The 19,118-nt window shown below is 37.4% G+C and carries 21 protein-coding genes; 2 read left to right on the top strand and 19 right to left on the bottom strand.

Going from position 1 to position 19,118, the window contains the following annotated elements; genetic code table 11:
* Positions 1-29: 29 nt before the first annotated feature.
* From IGJ52_RS05260 to ireB, 3 genes are read right to left on the bottom strand one after another with little or no spacing between them, the layout of a single operon-like run.
* Positions 30-335, bottom strand: a complete 306-nt coding sequence (locus tag IGJ52_RS05260) for a DUF1292 domain-containing protein (protein WP_002357933.1) — start codon at positions 333-335, stop codon at positions 30-32.
* A gap of 37 nt (positions 336-372) precedes the next feature.
* On the bottom strand, positions 373-795 hold the full coding sequence (ruvX, locus tag IGJ52_RS05255) for a Holliday junction resolvase RuvX (RefSeq protein WP_002357936.1): 423 nt from the start codon (positions 793-795) through the stop codon (positions 373-375).
* Complete coding sequence (gene ireB / locus IGJ52_RS05250; RefSeq protein WP_002357937.1) at positions 792-1,061, bottom strand: regulatory phosphoprotein IreB; 270 nt, start codon at positions 1,059-1,061, stop codon at positions 792-794. Before ireB ends, ruvX begins: the two co-directional genes overlap by 4 nt.
* Before the next feature lie 435 nt (positions 1,062-1,496).
* Here ireB and IGJ52_RS05245 point away from each other — a divergent pair, with 435 nt between their 5' ends.
* Together IGJ52_RS05245 and IGJ52_RS05240 are read left to right on the top strand one after the other, a co-directional pair.
* Positions 1,497-2,249 (top strand): threonine/serine exporter family protein, encoded by a 753-nt coding sequence (locus IGJ52_RS05245; protein WP_002357938.1) that lies wholly within the window; start codon positions 1,497-1,499, stop codon positions 2,247-2,249.
* Between the two features lie 5 nt (positions 2,250-2,254).
* Positions 2,255-2,755, top strand: coding sequence for a threonine/serine exporter family protein (locus tag IGJ52_RS05240; protein ID WP_002382172.1), 501 nt, complete (start codon positions 2,255-2,257; stop codon positions 2,753-2,755).
* Between the two features lie 52 nt (positions 2,756-2,807).
* Here IGJ52_RS05240 and IGJ52_RS05235 read toward each other — a convergent pair whose 3' ends face one another.
* The 16 genes from IGJ52_RS05235 to dapA all read right to left on the bottom strand — a co-directional run bounded on the left by IGJ52_RS05235 (position 2,808) and on the right by dapA (position 19,103).
* The gene (locus IGJ52_RS05235) at positions 2,808-3,674 is read right to left on the bottom strand and encodes a TIGR03943 family putative permease subunit (RefSeq protein ID WP_002382171.1); all 867 of its coding nucleotides are present in this window, start codon (positions 3,672-3,674) and stop codon (positions 2,808-2,810) included.
* An 18-nt stretch (positions 3,675-3,692) separates the two neighbouring features.
* Positions 3,693-4,607, bottom strand: a complete 915-nt coding sequence (locus tag IGJ52_RS05230; RefSeq protein WP_002357942.1) for a permease — start codon at positions 4,605-4,607, stop codon at positions 3,693-3,695.
* A 210-nt stretch (positions 4,608-4,817) separates the two neighbouring features.
* Positions 4,818-5,624, bottom strand: coding sequence for an MBL fold metallo-hydrolase (locus IGJ52_RS05225; protein WP_002357943.1), 807 nt, complete (start codon positions 5,622-5,624; stop codon positions 4,818-4,820).
* Positions 5,625-5,680: 56 nt separating this feature from the next.
* Positions 5,681-6,535 carry a two-component system regulatory protein YycI gene (locus tag IGJ52_RS05220; protein ID WP_002365516.1) on the bottom strand — a complete coding sequence of 285 codons (855 nt, stop codon included), beginning with the start codon at positions 6,533-6,535 and terminating at the stop codon, positions 5,681-5,683.
* Positions 6,535-7,845, bottom strand: a complete 1,311-nt coding sequence (locus tag IGJ52_RS05215; protein WP_002385989.1) for a YycH family regulatory protein — start codon at positions 7,843-7,845, stop codon at positions 6,535-6,537. Before IGJ52_RS05215 ends, IGJ52_RS05220 begins: the two co-directional genes overlap by 1 nt.
* Positions 7,842-9,671 carry a cell wall metabolism sensor histidine kinase WalK gene (gene walK / locus IGJ52_RS05210; RefSeq protein WP_194177410.1) on the bottom strand — a complete coding sequence of 610 codons (1,830 nt, stop codon included), beginning with the start codon at positions 9,669-9,671 and terminating at the stop codon, positions 7,842-7,844. Before walK ends, IGJ52_RS05215 begins: the two co-directional genes overlap by 4 nt.
* A gap of 6 nt (positions 9,672-9,677) precedes the next feature.
* On the bottom strand, positions 9,678-10,382 hold the full coding sequence (yycF, locus tag IGJ52_RS05205; RefSeq protein ID WP_002357947.1) for a response regulator YycF: 705 nt from the start codon (positions 10,380-10,382) through the stop codon (positions 9,678-9,680).
* Between the two features lie 173 nt (positions 10,383-10,555).
* Positions 10,556-11,257, bottom strand: a complete 702-nt coding sequence (locus IGJ52_RS05200) for an MIP/aquaporin family protein (protein WP_002382168.1) — start codon at positions 11,255-11,257, stop codon at positions 10,556-10,558.
* Positions 11,258-11,374: 117 nt separating this feature from the next.
* The gene (locus IGJ52_RS05195; protein WP_002357950.1) at positions 11,375-12,235 is read right to left on the bottom strand and encodes a DegV family protein; all 861 of its coding nucleotides are present in this window, start codon (positions 12,233-12,235) and stop codon (positions 11,375-11,377) included.
* Positions 12,228-12,797, bottom strand: coding sequence for a DUF1836 domain-containing protein (locus IGJ52_RS05190; RefSeq protein ID WP_002361647.1), 570 nt, complete (start codon positions 12,795-12,797; stop codon positions 12,228-12,230). The genes IGJ52_RS05195 and IGJ52_RS05190 overlap by 8 nt, the downstream gene beginning before the upstream one ends.
* 126 nt (positions 12,798-12,923) lie before the next feature.
* Positions 12,924-13,577, bottom strand: coding sequence for a TIGR01906 family membrane protein (locus IGJ52_RS05185; protein ID WP_002382167.1), 654 nt, complete (start codon positions 13,575-13,577; stop codon positions 12,924-12,926).
* Positions 13,565-14,335, bottom strand: coding sequence for a TIGR01457 family HAD-type hydrolase (locus IGJ52_RS05180; protein ID WP_002366490.1), 771 nt, complete (start codon positions 14,333-14,335; stop codon positions 13,565-13,567). Before IGJ52_RS05180 ends, IGJ52_RS05185 begins: the two co-directional genes overlap by 13 nt.
* 5 nt (positions 14,336-14,340) lie before the next feature.
* Positions 14,341-14,970, bottom strand: coding sequence for a YutD family protein (locus tag IGJ52_RS05175; RefSeq protein ID WP_002357954.1), 630 nt, complete (start codon positions 14,968-14,970; stop codon positions 14,341-14,343).
* Positions 14,971-15,004: 34 nt separating this feature from the next.
* Positions 15,005-16,387, bottom strand: a complete 1,383-nt coding sequence (locus tag IGJ52_RS05170) for a bifunctional metallophosphatase/5'-nucleotidase (protein WP_002382165.1) — start codon at positions 16,385-16,387, stop codon at positions 15,005-15,007.
* Between the two features lie 124 nt (positions 16,388-16,511).
* Positions 16,512-18,200, bottom strand: a complete 1,689-nt coding sequence (locus IGJ52_RS05165; RefSeq protein ID WP_002357956.1) for a ribonuclease J — start codon at positions 18,198-18,200, stop codon at positions 16,512-16,514.
* Positions 18,201-18,230: 30 nt separating this feature from the next.
* Complete coding sequence (gene dapA, locus IGJ52_RS05160; RefSeq protein ID WP_002361644.1) at positions 18,231-19,103, bottom strand: 4-hydroxy-tetrahydrodipicolinate synthase; 873 nt, start codon at positions 19,101-19,103, stop codon at positions 18,231-18,233.
* Between the last annotated feature and the right edge of the window lie 15 nt (positions 19,104-19,118).

The following is a 19,118-nucleotide window of genomic DNA, read 5'->3' as shown; positions in this document are numbered from 1 at the left end:
GGAGAAGTAGCGCTTCTCTCGTTACAGTTTTACTCTTCTTCTTCAGCCATGAATGTATTGAAAACTTCTTCAATCATATCCCATTCAGCGTCTGTTTCGATTTGCTGTAAATCGCCTTCTGTACCTTCTGCGTTTTCCACATATGAGTAAGCTTGCAATTCAACATCTTCATCCTCAGGAATTCCTGCTGGATATAATAAAACATAATTTTTACCGAATTCTTCTTGACCGTCAACAGTTAGTAAGATCTCGTATAATGTTTCATTTCCTTGTTCGTCTACTAAAGTAATGTGTTCATGTCCTTCGTGATCATGATCGTGGTTGTGTTCTGTCATTCTTCTTCTCTCCCTTGATGTATTCAAAGCTCGATAATTATCGGCTATGTGCATCTAAATAATTTTGTAGAATCATTACTGCCGCTAGTTTATCAATCACTTTTTTTCTTTTGGCTCTGGAAGCATCTGCTTGCTCCACCAAGAAACGCTCTGCTTGGACAGTTGTTAATCGTTCATCTTGATAGTCAACAGGTAATTGAAATAATTCTTGAATCTTATCACCATATGCCATAGATGCTTCAGCTCTAGGACCGATGGAATTATTCATGTTTTTCGGTAAACCTACGACAAATTTCGTGACTTCGTATTCTTTCACCAATTCACCTAATCGCTCAAAGCCGAAGTTCTCTTCCTCTTCATTGATGCGAATAATTTCGATGCCTTGCGCTGTCCAACCTAATAAATCACTAACAGCCACACCGACTGTCCGTGAACCTACATCTAGCCCCATGATCCTCATTTGATATCGATTCCGTGGTTCGCTAAGTAATATTTGGTTAATTCTTCCATGATTTCATCACGTTCATGACGACGAATTAAGTTTCGAGCATCTTGATAACGAGGAATGTAAGCCGGGTCCCCAGAAAGTAAATACCCTACTATTTGGTTAATAGGATTGTATCCCTTTTCTTCTAATGCCCGATATACGGTTTCTAACGTTTCACTGATTGCTTTTTTTCGATTATCATCAAAATCAAAGCGTACTGTTTCGTCTGTAAAACCCATTTTACTACACCTCACTTCTACTTTTATACAATTTCATTTTACTAGAAAAGAACCGAAACTACAAACAAAATTTCTTCTCCTTCTCTCTTTTTTGTTATTTCTTAGTCTTTTATTAATAAAGGCTTCGTAAAAAAATGACAGCCATCGATAATTTTAAAATTATAAAAACAAATACACAACTTTATAAAACAAGAATAAAGCTCTGCTAAATCGCCAGAATATCACCTTTCCCTTCAATTCATTTTGTGAAAAAATCGACGTTTTTCTTTTGAAAACTTTTAAATATCTATGATTAAATAATATCAGCCTTTTAATGTTACAATTCGCTAACAATCTGTTTACGATGTAAATTTTCGATTGCAGCTGTTATTTATTTCCTCTTTTTGGTTCGTTTGTAGTACACTAGAAGAAAATACATAAAGTGAGGCTTGCTCAATGACTCCTGCTCATTTGGATTTACTTTTAGAAACCTGTTTGTTAGCTGGTAAAATTATGATAGAAAGCGATGCAGAAATGTACCGTGTTGAAGATACAATGAGCCGAATTGCGCTTGCTTCTGGCAACTATCGAATGGTTAGCTATGTGACACAAACTGGGTTATTTGTTGGCATAGATGGAACCTCCACGATTCGTATGGTTCAAGTAATGAAACGTGGCATTGATTTAGAAAAAATCTCTCGTGTGAATCAGCTGTCTCGTGCTTATGTGGCTGGTGATTTTTCTTTAGAGGAGTTACTGAATAAACTAAAAGTGATTGATAGTGAACACCGACATTTTCCAATTAGCGCACGCATTGTTAGTGCGGCCGTTGTCAGCGCTACGATTATGATTCTTTTTGGTGGCGTCTGGTCCGATTTATTCTTGACTTTTCTGATTGGTGGTTGCGGCTATAGTCTTTATTATTTTAGTTTAAAGTTTCTCAAGATTAAATTTTTATCTGAATTTTTAGCTTCGCTGTTCATTGGTGCAGCCGCTATCCTTTCAGTCAAATTGGGACTCGGACAATCACAAGATTTAATCATCATTGGTTGTGTCATGCCTTTAGTGCCTGGTGTGCAAATTACCAATGCTCTTCGCGATTTGCTAGCCGGACACTACTTATCGGGTGTTTCTCGTGGGACTGAAGCATTAATGACTTCAGGAATGATTGGTTTTGGCATTGCTTTTGTCTTTCAACTTTTCTATTAAAAGGAGTGACTTACTTGCTAGGAATCGTTTTGGTACAATTTATCTTTAGTTTTTTAGCTTCTGCGGCGTTTGCGATTATTATTAATGTTCCTCGACGATCACTGGTGGCTTGTGGTCTAACTGGTAGCGTGAGCTGGATGCTTTATTGGGTAATCGTTGAAGTTTTTAGTGGAAATGCGGCATTAGGTTCCCTCATCGGTGCTGTCGGTGTTGCGGCAGTAAGCTACCTATTCTCAAAAATATTGAAAATGCCTGTCACGATTTTTAATATTCCTGGTATTGTTCCATTGGTACCTGGTGGCTTAGCTTATCAAGCTGTTCGGAATATCGTAATTGGCAATTATGAAAAAGGCGCCTATTTTACCGTGCAAGCTGTAATGATTGCTGGGGCAATTGCGTTAGGCTTAGTCGCTTCTGAGGTTTTCAATCAGAATATCCGCAGCTTTCGGGAAAAAAGAGAATCTTTGGGTTTTATTCGTCGTAAGCGCAACAAAATTAAAAAATAGATAGCAAAAAAGTTGGTTGCTTCCATTTTGATAAGGAAGCAACCAACTTTTTTTAAAAGGAACGATAGACATATTGATTTTTTGGTGCTTGATCTGCTTTGACTTTCTCCACTTGCACAGTTGGTATTTGTCGTTTAAACGGTGGATAATAGGACAACTCAACCGTGCCGGTAATCGTTACCCAATCATTGTTTTGAAATTGCGTATGTTCAGGAAAATGAACCAACAAGCCAAAAACGCCAGAATCAGCGACACAATGAATAATCCCAAAACGGAAGACAAATTGGTCAACACTTTCTTCTCGTTTTGAATTATAGACAAAGCCTTTATAAGAAATCCTTTTCCCTGCAAATTGACTTGGATAATTATAGATTAGTTCCATAATTTCCAAATAGTTTTCATCCGTAATTGAAATCACAGATTGGCCATCATATTGTTTCATGGCTTTTGCCATCTGCTTGTCATAATCCGTCTTATTGAAATACATACTTGTATCAGGTTTCAAATATTGCGTTTGCATATCAGGATCCCCTACTGATTCTTTACTTACCGGAAAGTTAAAGCCTTTTGCTTCAACAATTGTTGTATCTAAACTAACTGTCGGAAATAATAAGCCAACAATCAACGGTAAAGAAAGTAGTAAATAGGCAAGCCCTCTTTGGCTGGGTTTTTCCAAATTATGCTGATGGCCATGATGTTCATGTCCCCCATGATGGTGCATGTCTTCATGTTTTTTTTGCATTGATGGATCTGCTTGGTTCCACAAAATCAATTGAACAATCGCCATAATAAAAGCTAAAACCATTGATAAAACAGCTAAGTAATTATAATGAATATTGATATATTGGTTCAGCTCACCTGAAATTTGAAGATACATCATCAACCCCATATATCCAATTAAAATAATAAATCGTATCATCGATTGTAGGCCTCCTTTCTAAACTACTGCCGCATAAATAGTTACGACAAGCGCCACTATCAAAACAAATTGTACAATGAATGACATTTTAAAATAACGTTTCATCATCAATAAATTTTTAATATCTACCATTGGACCAAAAACTAAGAAGGCGACAATTGGTCCTGTGCCAAACAAACTCAAAAGAGAAGAACCAATAAATGCATCTGCTTCTGAACAAAGTGATAAAGTAGCAGCGATGACTAGCATGACTAGAATCGCTAAAATTTTTGAATGGCCCAGTTGCATAAGTGCACCAGTTGGAATATAGGTTTGCATGATTGCTGCCAACAAGGAACCAAAAATTAAATAACGACCCGTATCAAAAAATTCATCAATACTATGGGTTAACGCTGACCAGCCGTTTTTCCAAAATGAACGAGCTTCATCAACGTGTTCATGCGTATGAGCAACCTGCTCTTCTTTAATCTGCGCCAACTCTTTTTCTGTTAAAATTGATTCTTTTCGAAAATAAGCTAACCAAATGCCGATAACCCACGCGACAATCATACTGCCTAAAACTCGCCAAATCACAAATTTTGTTGCGCCACTAAAAGCTACGTATGTTGAGAATAGCACAATTGGATTAATGATTGGTGCCGTTAACATAAAAGCAAAAGCGGTATGTGTTGGTACATCTTTTTTAACAAATTGATGCACAATTGGTACGATCCCGCATTCACAAGAAGGGAAGAAAAACCCTAGGAAACTCCCTACACAAATTGATAAAAATTTATTTTTAGGTAACACTTTTTTTACTCGTTCTGGTGTTAAAAAAACATGTAAAGCGCCTGAAATCAAACAACCTAACATGACAAAAGGCAATGCTTCGATAATAATCGAAAGAAAAATAGTGCTCATCTGTAAAACAGAGTTTGGTAAAAATTGAAACATCATAGACCTCCCACTAGTAAAAATCTAGTTTACTATACTCCTAACACCAGACAAACACAAGTATTTGTCAAAAAATTAACTAAGAGTTTAAAAGTATTATCACCGATGTCTCTGTCAAACCAACTAGATAAAAGAACAAAAAATGAGCATGGGACAAAAATCACTTTGGATTTTTGCTCCACGCTCAAAAACTGATAAACCACCATTATTCTAAATTTGAAATAACTCTGAGGCTGAATCGGGGTCTGTATCATATACCTTAAATGCTTCACCGACGCCTAAATCCTTTTGCTTCAAAGTAGACTCCATTGCCATTCGCGCATGAAGTTTCGTATTATTTTCTTTGCTAAGATGACCTAAATAAATGCGTTTTGTTTTATCACCTAACACATCCGCCATTACAAGAGCACCATCATCATTGGATAAATGGCCTTTATCTCCTAAAATCCGCTGTTTAAGACTCCATGGATAAGGTCCTGCTCGCAAAATTTCAATTTCATGATTGCTTTCGACTAAATAAGCATCTGCATTTTCAATCGTACCACGAATATGATCGCTACAATAACCTGTATCCGTTAGAACAACAAAGGAACGATTATTGCGATGAAAACGATAAAATTGAGGCGCAATCGCATCATGTGAGACACCAAAACTTTCAATGTCCATATCTCCCAAGGTCAAAACTTTGCCCATTTCAAAAATATGTTTTTGAGCGACATCGACTTTGCCAATCATGGGATCCATCGCTTGCCACGTTTTTTCATTAGCATAGACATCTAACTTATATTTTCGCGCTAACACGCCAACGCCGTGAATGTGATCCCGATGTTCATGTGTAACTAAAATCGCATCTAAATCTTCTGGTTTGCGATTGACTTCTGCTAACAGTGAAGTGATTTTTTTGCCACTTAAACCCGCATCTACTAATACTTTCTTTTGGTTGGTTTCAATAAAAAGGGAATTGCCTGTACTGCCACTGGCAAGAACACTGATATTAAAAGCAAACTCTGAATCCATTTAAAACTCTTCCCTTCTACATTACAACATTAACGTGTTTCATTATACAACGGACCTTAATGTTTTTCCACCTTTGGCACAGTATTATTTGTGATGATGGTATTACTTACGGCATTCACCTGTTCAATTTCAACTGAATCTTCACCAGTAGAAATTCCTACAAACCAGACTGGAACGTATACATTTTTCTCACGAATTTTATAAATTCTTGAATAGGCCAATTTAATGAATGTTATTTTGGAATTACTAGGAATCCGGTTATTCATATAGAGCGTGTCTATCGCATCACGATTGGAATATAAATCCGTTTTGTCTCGTAACTCTTCAATATTTTCAATGTGCGTTTGCGAATATTTACTAATTTTCCATAATTCACCTGACGTATCTGCTAAAATACTTAATTTTGCCGTGTCGTCTCTAAAGGGAATTCCTTTATATGATTGTGCAGCCACAATTTCTGCCGTCGGCTCTTTTAAATGAGAAAATTCTGGTAAGTATTGATATTCGTCTCCGAATAATAAAGCATTTTTTTCATTTAAAAAGGTACTTAAATCTTTATCAATTTTCTTAGGATCAATAAAATAGTTTTTACTAGGCACACTCGTTAAAGTATTATCCGCAATTTGCAGCCCATTTCTCAAAAAGTTTTTATTCTTTTCACGTTGGATTTTTAAAGCAGCAGAAAAATTGGTTTGTTCGCCACTTAAATAATAGCCTTCCAATCGTTCTGAAGAAAGTGTCCCTTTATACGAGATGTTATCTTTTTCCAACCGACTTTCAATCGATTCTGTTTGGCTGGAAGAAGAGACGTTGCTCTCCTCTTGTTGACCTTCCCGATAAATTCCAAATAAAAAAATATTTAATCCTAAAAATGCTAAGAAGAAAATCCACTCAATTCGTTTAAAATCCATTAGCCCACCTCCAAGCTTGGTAATTGTTTTACCAAGTCCGTTGCAGTGTACCAATTGTTGTTATAAAGGACATACCATTCCGGACTTAAATCAACGACTTGTTTGACTTCTTCAATTGTCTGCCACGTATAACCGATAACAGCCGATTGGATTTTTTCCTTTTTAGCACCAGCCGTTTCTAAACGCTTAATCAATTTTTCCGTGCTTTCCAGCGTCACTTCTTCTTCTGAAGGGATCGGCACTTGGATCGTATTCACACTTGTGTTAATGGTTACGCTTGGCGCAGCACCATCGTTGTTCGTGATGCGAATATCCACTTGGCCTTTTAAATCATTACTGAACACTGGGAAACCTTCCACAAAAGTCCGATAATTGACACTATCTTTCGTTCGATCAAAGTAACGTAAATTCCCCATATTGGTTCCTAAACGTTTTACATAAGAAAAGCTTTGATTATAGATTGAATCCCGTTTATTCTCTTCTGGCAAGGTCCCTTTAAAATCGATTTTTCCCAATTTTTCTTCTGCAAACAATCGTTCTTCTTTACTCGTGTAGGTTAAGTCTTGACTGTCTTCATTGGTTTGAATATCTTCCGTTTCATTGAAAAAAGCATTCCTAAAACGAGTAACTGGTTGCGAAGCTAAGATATAACTGTACTTTTTCAACTTCATATCATTGGTTAAATAACATTGCCCTTGTTTGGTTAGCGTATTTTCGGAAACGTCTTGATATTGCAATCCCTCTTTATTGATAATTCCCATTAAGCGCGCCTTATTGACAGTCATGGGCGCTTCATAGACATTGGCTTGGTCATAATCTAAAAAGCGTATCTTATTTTCGTTAAAATCCAATTGAATTTTCGTGAAATACTGGTCCGTCAACTCATTAAAGTTAGTAAAATTAATGGATAGATTATAAATCGAAGCATAGTCCGAGATTAAAAAGGGACCTTGATAAAGAAGTTCAATGCCTTGTTCCATTTGGTTGTAGCGCTTAAGTTGCTCTGCATTTTTTGTCACAACTTGTGTCAATTTACCAAACGTAGCCATTTTAATATCATTTTGAACATTACTAATTAATGTTTCACGATTACTTTGCATCGCTTTTCCATCAGTTATTCGAATCAATTGCAAAGGTAAATAGACATCGCCAATGGCTTTTTCATTGACAGCTGTTGTGACTTGGCTTCCCGACTTCATTTCTGGTATTTTTTTGGCAGAATTCAGCCAGATATTGACTGAAAAATATATACTTAAAATGACCATTAAAATCAAGCCAATTCTTGTAATCCATTCTGATAATTTCATCATTCCCACCAATCCTCTTCATAAGGTTCATATGGTAGTGAAATATAGAAAGTCGATCCTTCACCTTCTGTACTTTCCACCCAAATACTCCCGTTATGGGCCCGAATTACTTCTTTAGAAATTGCTAAACCTAAACCAGTCCCACCTTGTGCTCGCGCACGGGCTTTATCCACACGATAAAAACGCTCGAAGACTTTCCCGAGATCTTTTTTAGGGATGCCCAAACCTTGGTCCGAGATACTAAAGACGACATTATTATGTGTTTCAACTAGTCGGCAGGTAATGACGCCACCATCTGGCGAATACTTAATCGCATTGTTCAAAATGTTGTCTAAAACCTGAATTACTTTGTCTGTATCTAACTCTACCCATAAATCGCGTTTAGTAAATTCACGGCGAATTTTGTAATTTTTTTGCTCATTTTCAATCATCATATCAAAGCGATCCAAGACAAAATTAATCAATTCGTTAAAATTCACATACTCTAATTGAAGATGTGTATTCCCAGAGTCCATCCGAGATAAATTTAACAAATCATTAATCATACGAATCATCCGGTCGGTTTCTTCTAACGTGACTTTTAAGAAATTCGGCGCAATCTCAGGGTTTTCCCAAGCTCCTTCACTTAAAGCTTCTATATAACTACGCATACTTGTCAAAGGCGTTCGCAACTCATGAGAAACATTGGAAACAAATTCCCGTCTTTCCCGTTCGTTTTTTTCCTGTTCTGTGACGTCATGAAGTACGCAAACTAAGCCAGTAATAAATCCTGATTCCCGACGAATCATCGTAAAGTCTACCCGGATAATCATTTGGTCTTCTTCACGATTAGACGTTGAGCGATCAATCAGCAGTTCATCTGGCTCTTCTAACAGCTTCCGTAATGTGTAGTCTTCTTCAATATCTAACAACTCTAATAACGAGGTCCCAATCACATTTTCATTTTTTACATTTAATAATGAAAGGGCCATTTCATTAATCGTAATCACCTTTCCGCGGCGATCCGTCGCAATGACGCCATCTGTCATATGCGTTAAGACACTATCTAAACGATTTCTTTCTGCTTCCATTGTTTCTTGTGCTTCTTCAATCCGTTCTGATAATTGATTAAATGTTTCTGCTAATTGGCCTAATTCATCTTTTCCATGGACTTCTACTTTTCCAGCGTAATCACCACGAGCGATTCGAAGGGCTTGCTCGCGCATTTCCCCAATCGGCTTCGTGATTGATCGTGCAATCAGTAAGGTCACAATAATCGAGATTGCTGCGGCAATAATAGAAGCAGTGAAAAAGATACTTGCTGTGTTGGTAATTTCTTGGTATTTATTTTCTAAATTACTTTTCACATAAAGGACACCAATCACTGTTTCTCCAGTAGGCGATTGAATCGGCTGGACATTCACATACACGCGTTTATCATTATCTAAAGCTTGATATTTTTTACTCGTAAAGTCATTTAAATCACGATAATCATTCTTTTTCCCAATAATATTTTGTTGATTTAAATCATTGGTTGCCCGAATAATCCCTTTATCATCGACAATTCTCGCTTCAGAAATATCTGCATTTGAAAAATCCGATAACGCTTTTTTTAAATTTGCATCAACATCACTACGTTCGAGATCTTTGTTGCTCATCTGCGTACTTAACGTATTTGACAATTGGACAACCTGAGAATCCATATTTTTCTTAAAATCGGAAATCGTAGTGGCTTCCAATTCACGAATGAAATAGCCACCAATGATTTGAATCGCAATCAGTAACAGCAGAATAAATGATAAAGCAATCTTAAAATTAACAGATTGAAAAAAGTGAACTTTTTTCTTCATACCTGATTACTCCTGTTCAGGATTTCTTAGATAATAACCAACCCCACGACGAGTAACTAAATACGTTGGATGACTTGGACTATCTTCAATTTTTTCTCTTAAACGACGTACGGTTACGTCCACTGTCCGCACATCACCAAAATAATCATAACCCCAAACGGTTTGTAATAAATGTTCACGAGTCATGACTTGTCCGATATGTTTTGCTAAGTAATAAAGTAACTCAAATTCACGGTGGGTTAATTCAATTTTTTCACCCCGTTTTGAGACCATGTATGCATCAGGATGAATGGTTAAATCACCAATCGTTAATTCAGATTGCGTTGTCACCTCGGCTTCTTTCGCATTGGTTGCACCTCGCCGTAAATTGGCTTTTACACGAGCAACTAATTCACGATTTGAAAATGGTTTCGTTACATAGTCATCAGCGCCTAATTCTAATCCTAAAACCTTATCAATTTCAGAATCTTTGGCAGTCACCATAATGATTGGCATGTCATGTGTTTTGCGCACTTCTCGCGCGACTTCTAAGCCATCCATTTTAGGGAGCATTAAGTCTAAAATAATTAAGTCTGGTTCCACTTCTTCCACTTTTTCAAGTGCTTCTTCTCCATCATAAGCAGTAAATACTTCATATCCTTCTTTAACCAAATTATATTTAACGATCTCTGAAATTGGCTTCTCGTCATCAACTACTAAAATTTTCTTCACAAAGAGACACCTCTTTTTCCTTCTAATCTTATTTGATACTTTCCTATTATACCTTATTTTGATGATGTTTTCATCTTTAGCTAAAAATGCGCCTTCAGGTTCTCCTAGTATAACAAAAAAAGAATCTCTGACAACAATTGACGCTTGTTATCAAAGATTCTTCTTCCGCTAATCTATTCTTCCGTATCTAAGACGAATTTAGCTACAAGAGCGGCTAATAATCCACCAATTAATGGCGCAACGATAAAAATCCACAACTCAGATAATGCTGAACCACCCGCAAAAACGGCTGGCGCGATGCTACGAGCTGGGTTGACAGAAGTTCCAGTCAAAGGAATACCGACTAAGTGAATCATTGTTAGTGTTAACCCAATTACGATTCCTGCTAATGAAGCATTGCCTTTCTTAGCACTTGTAACTGTCATGACAACTAAAACAAAAATAAATGTTAAAATAATTTCGACTGTCAATGCACCAGCAACGCTCAATTCCCCTACGCCATTTTGACCTAAGTTCTCAATACTTTTACCAGCACCTTTTAGAATGCTTAATAATGCAAATGAGGCAATCAAGCCACCAACAATTTGTCCCACTACATAGTAGATTAGTTCCATTGTTGTTATTCGTTTATTAAGCCACATTCCTAAAGAAACAGCTGGATTTAGATGTGCACCTGAAATTGTGCCAATACTATAGGCAGCAGCAACGATTGTTAAGCCAAATGCTAAGGCAATCCCCGTTGTTCCAATCCCTTCCATACCATTTCCTAGAACGGCTGTTCCTGTCCCAAAAAAGACAAGAATAAATGTTCCTAAACATTCTGCTATTGCTTTTTTCACAAAAAATTCCCCCTTTGTAGATGAATTGTAACACATTCGTGAAATTTTCAATATAATTTTCGTTGTTTTTTCAGTAAAATGATATTTCTATGAAAAAGAGAAATCTTAAATGAAAAATCCCCTCAAAAAAATTTGAGAGGATTTTTCATTTAATTAATCATTTAATAACTGTATGCCAACACCTAAAAGTCCTGGTCCTGTATGAACAACTAATGCCGGACTAATCGTTCCAAAGTAAATTTCTTCTGCTTGTGGAAAAGCCGCTTTCAAGCGTTCCATCATTGCTTTTGCTTCTTCCTCTGCCGCACCGTGAGCAACTGCCAAACGAAAACGGGGCGCTTCACCTATAAAGTTCGTCACCAACTCAAACGTTTTATCAAGACTTTTTTTACGGCCACGAGACTTAGCCACCGTATAATAAATGCCTTCTTCATTACAAGAAATAATAGGGTTTAATTTTAGCGCATTCCCTAAAATAGAAGTGACTAAACCAATTCGTCCACCTTTTTGTAGATATTCTAAAGTGGCTACATTAAAAAATACTTTTGCGTTGGCTACTTCTTCTGTTAATTTTTGTTGTAATTCTTGCCAGCCTAATCCTGTTTCAATTAATTCTGCTGCTCGAATCGCTTGAATGCCAGCCCCGATACCAATGTTCTTTGTATCTAAAACAAATACATCTAGTCCTTCGGTTTGTTCTCCAAGCAAGCGAACCACATTATACGTTCCACTTAAACCACTAGAAATGGTCACCGCTAAGACTTTTTCGTAACCCGCTTCTTTAATTTTGTCAAAAATAGCTTGGATTGTTGCGCCATCTGGTAATGAAGTACTAGGGATTTCTTTCTCTAAACGTTGATACACTTCTTCTGGTGTAATATCTACCTTATCTGTATAGGTTTTTTCAGGATAAATAATCTGTAAGGGCAAGACATACATGCCGTATTGTTTGACTAATGCCTCTGGAACATCTGTCCCAGAATCAACCAGTAGTGCGATCTTTTCTTTATTCATGTGTCATCTCATCCATTTCTTTTAAGTATTCTTGTTCCAATTCAATCACTTTTTCACTAAACATTTTAGTAGCAAAAGACATTGTCGCTGCTTTTACAGCCAAATATTCAATCCCCATAGGTTCTTGTGATTTGGCCTGAACTTCTTTTTCTTGCGCTTGAGCAGCAATCACATAAATCGCTCGTTCCTGTTCTTGACAAAATAAATTGTACGCTTCACGAATACCAACCGTAGCTCCTTGGAATAAAATGCCTTGCTTAATTTCTGGCAATGTTAACACTTGTTTCAACAACGTAATCGCAATTAAAAACGCTAAATGCTTTTGATTGTAGCGCTTTTTCACTGGGGCCGGGATTAACCCGTGTTTGACATAATTATTAACCATTGAGGACGTTAACAAAGTATGTTTTTCCAGTGTAATCAATGGGGATAAGTATTTTTCTATCAGAGTAATCACTTGATCCATATATAATTCAATATCTGGTAACTCATGCCATCTTGGCAAATGAACATTTTCCAATTGTTGGCCCCAATCTTGTAGTGATTTTTCTATCTCGTCCATAAAAACCCTCCTAACCATTTCTAAAAAAGAATATCATACTTTTGACAATTATTCAATCTAGTTTTTAAAACTAGATTGAATAAAAAAGAAAAGCGAGCAATTTTGGAATTGTTCACTTTTCTCTCTTTATTTTTTTAAAGAACGTTTTCCGATTAAAATACCTATCAAAAACAGGCCTTCTAATAAAACAAAAAACAAGATAAAACAATGCATAAAGTAGGCTTCAGGTAAGGCATTGATAATCGGATCAGTCAGCGGATTAAATAACCAAGCATCGTTGTTAAAAAATAATCCATGAAACGCAATAAAAAATTGATCAAAGCCAATCAGCATGAAAAAGCCAAAAAGCACAGGCAAAAACATTCCCCACTGAAATGGCCGTATCAATGTCCATAAACGCTGATTTTTCACCAAATATTTTAAATAAAGGACACTAGGCAACAACGTAACTAGTAATACGCCATAGCACAATAAAAACAATTTTTTCACTTCATAAAAATGAAAAGCCGCGCTATCAGACATTGGAAAGTCAGGAAATACTAATGTTTTTTCAAAAGGATTGTTTAAGTACATCATTAAATGATCGTAATTTTTAATCAAGGTCACACGATCAACCTCTACGTCTTTTAAAATATTTAAGTGTTGGATATCAAAAAGATACAATGGACGAAAATTAATCGTGATCGTGATACTTAAAGCCACAATCGTTAAAAACAAACAAATGAGTCCAAGTGTTTCCCTTAAACGCAATTTCGACCTCATCATACTCAAAAAGTCCATTCATCTAAGGAATCAACAACATAGGTTGGTGGCGTTGGCAAAGTTGGAACAGCTGACTTAGGGGTAAAACCTGATGTAACTAACAAGCTATCAATACCATTTTGAATCCCTGATTGAATATCGGTTTCATAATTATCTCCAACCATAATCACTTGCTCTTTTTCCACGCCTAAATGCGCAATGGCTCGTTCCATGATAATCGCTTTTGGTTTGCCAATATAAACTGGTTTTGTTTGAGTAGCTGTCTCCACAAACGTCACAACTGAACCTGCACCAGGTAATAAGCCTCTTTCTGTCGGAATGTTCTTATCTGGATTGGTCCCAATAAACAACGCCCCTTTTTGAATGGCTAAGGTAGCTAAAACCACTTTTTCGTAAGATAATTCTGTATCAAGTCCCACGACAACATAATCAGGATTTGTTTCATCCCATTCAAAACCTGCTTCTAAAATTAAGTCAATTAAACCAGCCTCGCCGATGACAAAGACTTTCTTGCCCCGATTGGCTTCTTTCATGTAATCAATCGTCGCTAAAGTCGCTGTATAAACAAGGGATGCTGGGACATGAATATCAAATTCATTTGCTAAACGTTGTGCCACTGTTTCAGGAGATTTAGTGGTATTATTCGTTACAAATAAAAAAGGCAAATCTTTTTCCTGTAACTGCTCGACAAAACGTTTTCCGGCTGGAATTGGTTCTTTTCCTAAATAAATCGTTCCATCTAAATCAATTAAATATCCTTGATAGTCTTTTTTCACTCTGTTTACTCCTCACGTTGACGAATCGTAAAGCCTTTGCCAGATTTTTTGGGACTAGGCTGTTTGGGTGTAGTCGTTTTTTTATTTTCTTCTTTTCGCGTACGAATCACTGGCTTGCTATTTTTATTAGCGGGCGCACTCTTTTCCTCGACAAACGCGTTAGAACGATTATTTTTTTTATGGCGACGACGACGATGCGTTGTTTTTTCTTTACGTTCCCCTGTTCGTTCAATTACAAAATAGGCACAGCCAAAATTACAATATTCATACAAATAGTCTTCTAGTGTATCAATGCGTTGATCCGGCGCTGCCCGACGATTAGAAGTATCAAAAAAGCCACGCAAGCGTAACTGTTCATAGCCCCAGTCTCCTACGATATAATCATAACGCGCTAATACTTCACTAAACCGTTCACCTAAGCGTTCAGGATCAAAGGCATCACGATGATTTTTAACAATTCGGTACTCTCTTTCACCAATTTGAATATCTGTTTCATTCACAATGGTGACAATTTCCCCTTTTTTCTTTTCTTTTACAGGTTCTTCTTTTATTTCTTCAAGAACTGCTGTTAGTTCTTCTGTAAAGGTTGCAGCAGTTTCTGTTTCTTTTTTTTCGGTTGTCTTTTTGTCTGTCATTTTTTCACCACCTAGTTTTTATTATACCTTGTTTTTATTTGATTGGATAGTGGGCATGCAGATAGTTCGCCACGACAGTTCTTAAAACGTCTGGAAATAAAAATTCGACTTCTCCAACTAACTCAATCGTTGGGAAAAACGGAACAAATTGAAAGTGATCCACTGTTGTCAACGTATACTTCTGCTCTGGCTGAATAGGTTTCCCTTGCCAAAAAACGGTCTGGCTATTTCGCTCAAAACGAATCCCATCATAACATAATTCGCCAAAAATTTTTCCGCGGAAGCCCATCCCGCGAATCGGAAATTTCCGCAGAAATTGACGACTTTTTTCCATTTCACGAATCAAACGGCTCATGTCTGACCCTTTCAAGGTAACCTTGATTAAGTGCATTGGATGAGGCAAAGCCTCATGTAATTGGTCTGCATTGATTATTCCTTCTGGTAAATCTGCTAAAAATAACCCGTTGTTTAACACAGCCGCTTCGGTCTGTCCCGCTTCTTTTAACGCCTTCAAGGCAACAGTTATAAAGGCATACGGTTGCCGTAAGTCCGTTGACAAGGTTTCAGGGATTTGTGCAATTTGCTGCGCTTGCAATAGTCGATGACCTTCCGTTAAGTAACCCGCAATTTCCTTGGCATCAGTTGCTTGCTCTTCTAAACTTGCTGTTTCAATGGTTTTCGCATAACTTGTAACTTGCTTCGTGTCGGCATCCACAAACAGATGCACTTCACCCATATACTGTCCATATTTGCCAGCAGCTGCTAGTTGTACATGATTAATTTTTTCACCATCTTTAAATAAATGATGTGTATGGGAACCTAAGATCACTTGAATTTCAGGATAATTCGCCGCAATCATAAAATCAGTATCTATCCCCAAGTGACTAAGCAAAATGAGAACATCACATTGAGGCGCAACTTCTGTAATCAGTTGAGGAAGGACTGTTTCCACTTGTTTGATTGTCCAGCCATTAGGATTATACGTTAAAGGAAATGGTGCGGTTAAGCCAATAAACCCTAACTTTGTGCCTTCTTTAGTTGTCATAATTTTATATGCTTGACAAAAATCTGGTAACGTTTGGGTTTTTGGGTCTTCTAAATTAGCTAAGACCACTTCAAATGTTGCCTGATCATATAAATGCTCTAATTGTTTCTTTGAATTGCCGATTCCTTCATTATTTCCAATTGTAACCAGGTCATACGCTAATGTATTCATTATAGCTACATTTGCTCGACCATCTGTTGCTTCGGTCAAAGGATGACACCGATCTGAAAAGTCACCTAAATCAATGGTTACGACTGTTTTGCCCTCTTTTTGGTACAGCGAACGTTTGGCTTTAACCAGACGCCGTATTTTGGGCCAATTTTCAAAGTGAGAATGAAGATCATTGGTATGGAACAACACAATCTCTTCCACTAAAATCGCCTCCTTTATTCAGCGCTCTGATTAATAGTACCATATTTATAGAAGAAAGTTACAAAAAAGAACAGATGACTTTAGAAGAATTTCTCCTAAAATCACCTGCTTTTATCAGGACGAACTATGCGTTATTTTTGGGACGCTTGCGTTGCGTCGCTTCCATGATAACTGGTAAGATCACAGGACGACGTTTGGTTTGTTCAAATAAATAACGGCTTAAATTTTCGCGGATTTCTTGTTTCAGTTTGCTCCATTCAAAATCGTCACTTTCTAAATGCTTTTCAACAATTTCTGTAACAATATTGCTACTTTCTTTCATTAGGTCTTTACTTGTTTTAACGTAAACAAAACCTCTAGAAGTAATTTTAGCTGGTGAAACAATTCGTTTTTCTCGGCGATTAATTGTCACGACAGCCACAAAAATACCATCTTCGGAAAGAATACGACGATCCCGTAAAACGATATTACCAATATCGCCGACACCAATCCCGTCAATCATAATATTTTCGGCCGTTGTGCTGCCAGCTACCGACATTCTACCTTTTGTATACTCTAGAATGTCCCCACGACCTGTAATAAAGATATCTTTATAAGGCATGCCAATTTCGTGTGCTAAGTCCGCATGCGCAGCTAACTGGCGGTATTCACCTTGGACAGGAATGAAATATTTGGGTTTCATTAAGTTCAACATCAATTGCAAGTCATTCGGATTAGCGTGACCAGACACACGTAAATTGTCGGAAATTTGCTTCACCGTAGCACCGGCCCGATAGACAATATCCTCTGTTTTAGCAACCGTTGTTTCCATGGCCGTTGTCGGCGTTGTCGTAATATAAACTAAATCGCCTTCTTCAATTCGAACGACACCATGTGTATTATTAGCCATTTTTTGAAGTGACTTAATCGGTTCTCCCATTCGGCCTGTTTCTAAAATTAATAACTGTTCGGGTGCATATTTTTTCATTTCTTTTGGTTTCACTAATAGATCTTCGCTTGGCAATTGTAATTTTTCCAATTTCATCGCCGTCCGAATAATCCGTTCAAAATCTTGGCCTGTCAAAACGACTTTACGACCAGAACGATCCGCTGCATTCAATACTTGTTGGACCCGTTGCAAATTACTTGCCACACATGCCACGATGATTCGTCCTTCCCAATAGCGAATCGTGTCGAACACTTCATCAGCGATTTGGGCTTCGGATGCAACTTGGGCTGGGTTTTCAGCATTTGATGAATCACTAAGTAGCGCCAAGACGCCTTCTTTCCCAATTTCAGCTAAGCGGCCGTAATCGGTTTGATACATCTCAATCGCACTTTGATCAAATTTAAAATCACCAGTATAAACAATGTTGCCTTCTTTTGTTTTGATACTAACGCCAATCGAATCTGGAATGGTGTGCGTTGTTTTAAAGAAGCTCACCGTTGCTTGACCAAAATCAATTTCTGTATGCGGGTCAATCACATGGAAATCTTTAAATTTCTTCGTTTCCGCATGACTGTTGACACTTAGTTTTGCTAGTTCAATCGTTAATTCTGTCCCAAAAACAGGCACTTGAATTTTTGAAAGCAAATACGGTAAGGCCCCAATTGCATCTGCATGGCCATGTGTTAAAAAGACCCCTGCAATTCGTTCACTATTTTCTTCTAAATACGTAAAATCCGGAATGACGACGTCAATTCCTAAAAGTTCGTTCTCTGGATATTGTAATCCACAATCCAGTACAAAAATTTCATCTTCCACTTCAGCAACGTACATATTTTTTCCATTTTCACGAACGCCGCCTAATGGAACGATTTTTATTGTACTCACTCTTTTCACCTCTCTATGATTACACGTTCTTTAAATCTCTAACGTGCGAATAATTCTTTGCTCTTCTTCTGGTGTACAAGCAACTAGAGGTAACCGTAAATTTCCAACAGGAATACCTAAATGATTTAAGGCCGCTTTCACGGGTGCCGGCGAAGGCACTGAAAACAACGCGTTCATTTTTGGTAATAACTGTCGTTGAATTTTAGCCGCTTCCGGCAAGTTCCCCTGCTCCAGCGCTTGATACATCTCATACATTGATGAACCGAAGACATGACTGGCTACCGAAATAACCCCTTGTCCGCCAAGTGCCTTGGTGGCAAAAGCCAACCCGTCTTCTCCAGTATACACTAGAAAGTCTTTTGGCGCTCTTTCAATCAACTCAGTAATTGCATCTAACCCTGCACATTCTTTAATCGCCACAATTTTTTCCAATTGTGCTAAGCGCAAAGTAGTTTCCACTTCTAGACATGCAGCCGTTCTACCAGGAACATTATACAAAATAATTGGCAGTTCACTTGCTTCTGCGATGGTTTTAAAATGTTGATACATACCTTCTTGATTTGGTTTATTATAATAAGGAACAACCGCCAAAACAGCATCGATACCAGCGATTGTCGCTAACTCTTTCACAAAAGCGACAGAGTCACGTGTATCATTCGTACCTACACCACAAATAATCGGAATACGTCCATCGATCAGTTCAATAATTCGCTGGAATAATTGTAATTCTTCTTCATGAGTCAACGTGGGTGATTCACCAGTTGTTCCTGCTAAAATAACGCCTTCTGTATGATTGGCCAATAAATAGTCTACCAATTGCGGTAGTTTATCAAAATCTATTTCTCCCGATTCTTGAAACGGCGTAACCATTGCCGTAATAATTGTTGCATTCGTTAAATCCATCCTATTCCCTCCCGA

Origin of the sequence: Enterococcus sp. DIV1758 (assembly GCF_051711985.1) — a bacterium.
GTDB lineage: Bacteria > Bacillota > Bacilli > Lactobacillales > Enterococcaceae > Enterococcus > Enterococcus faecalis.
Note: the sequence above shows the minus strand (reverse complement) of the source record. Positions and strands in the feature narration are given on the sequence as shown.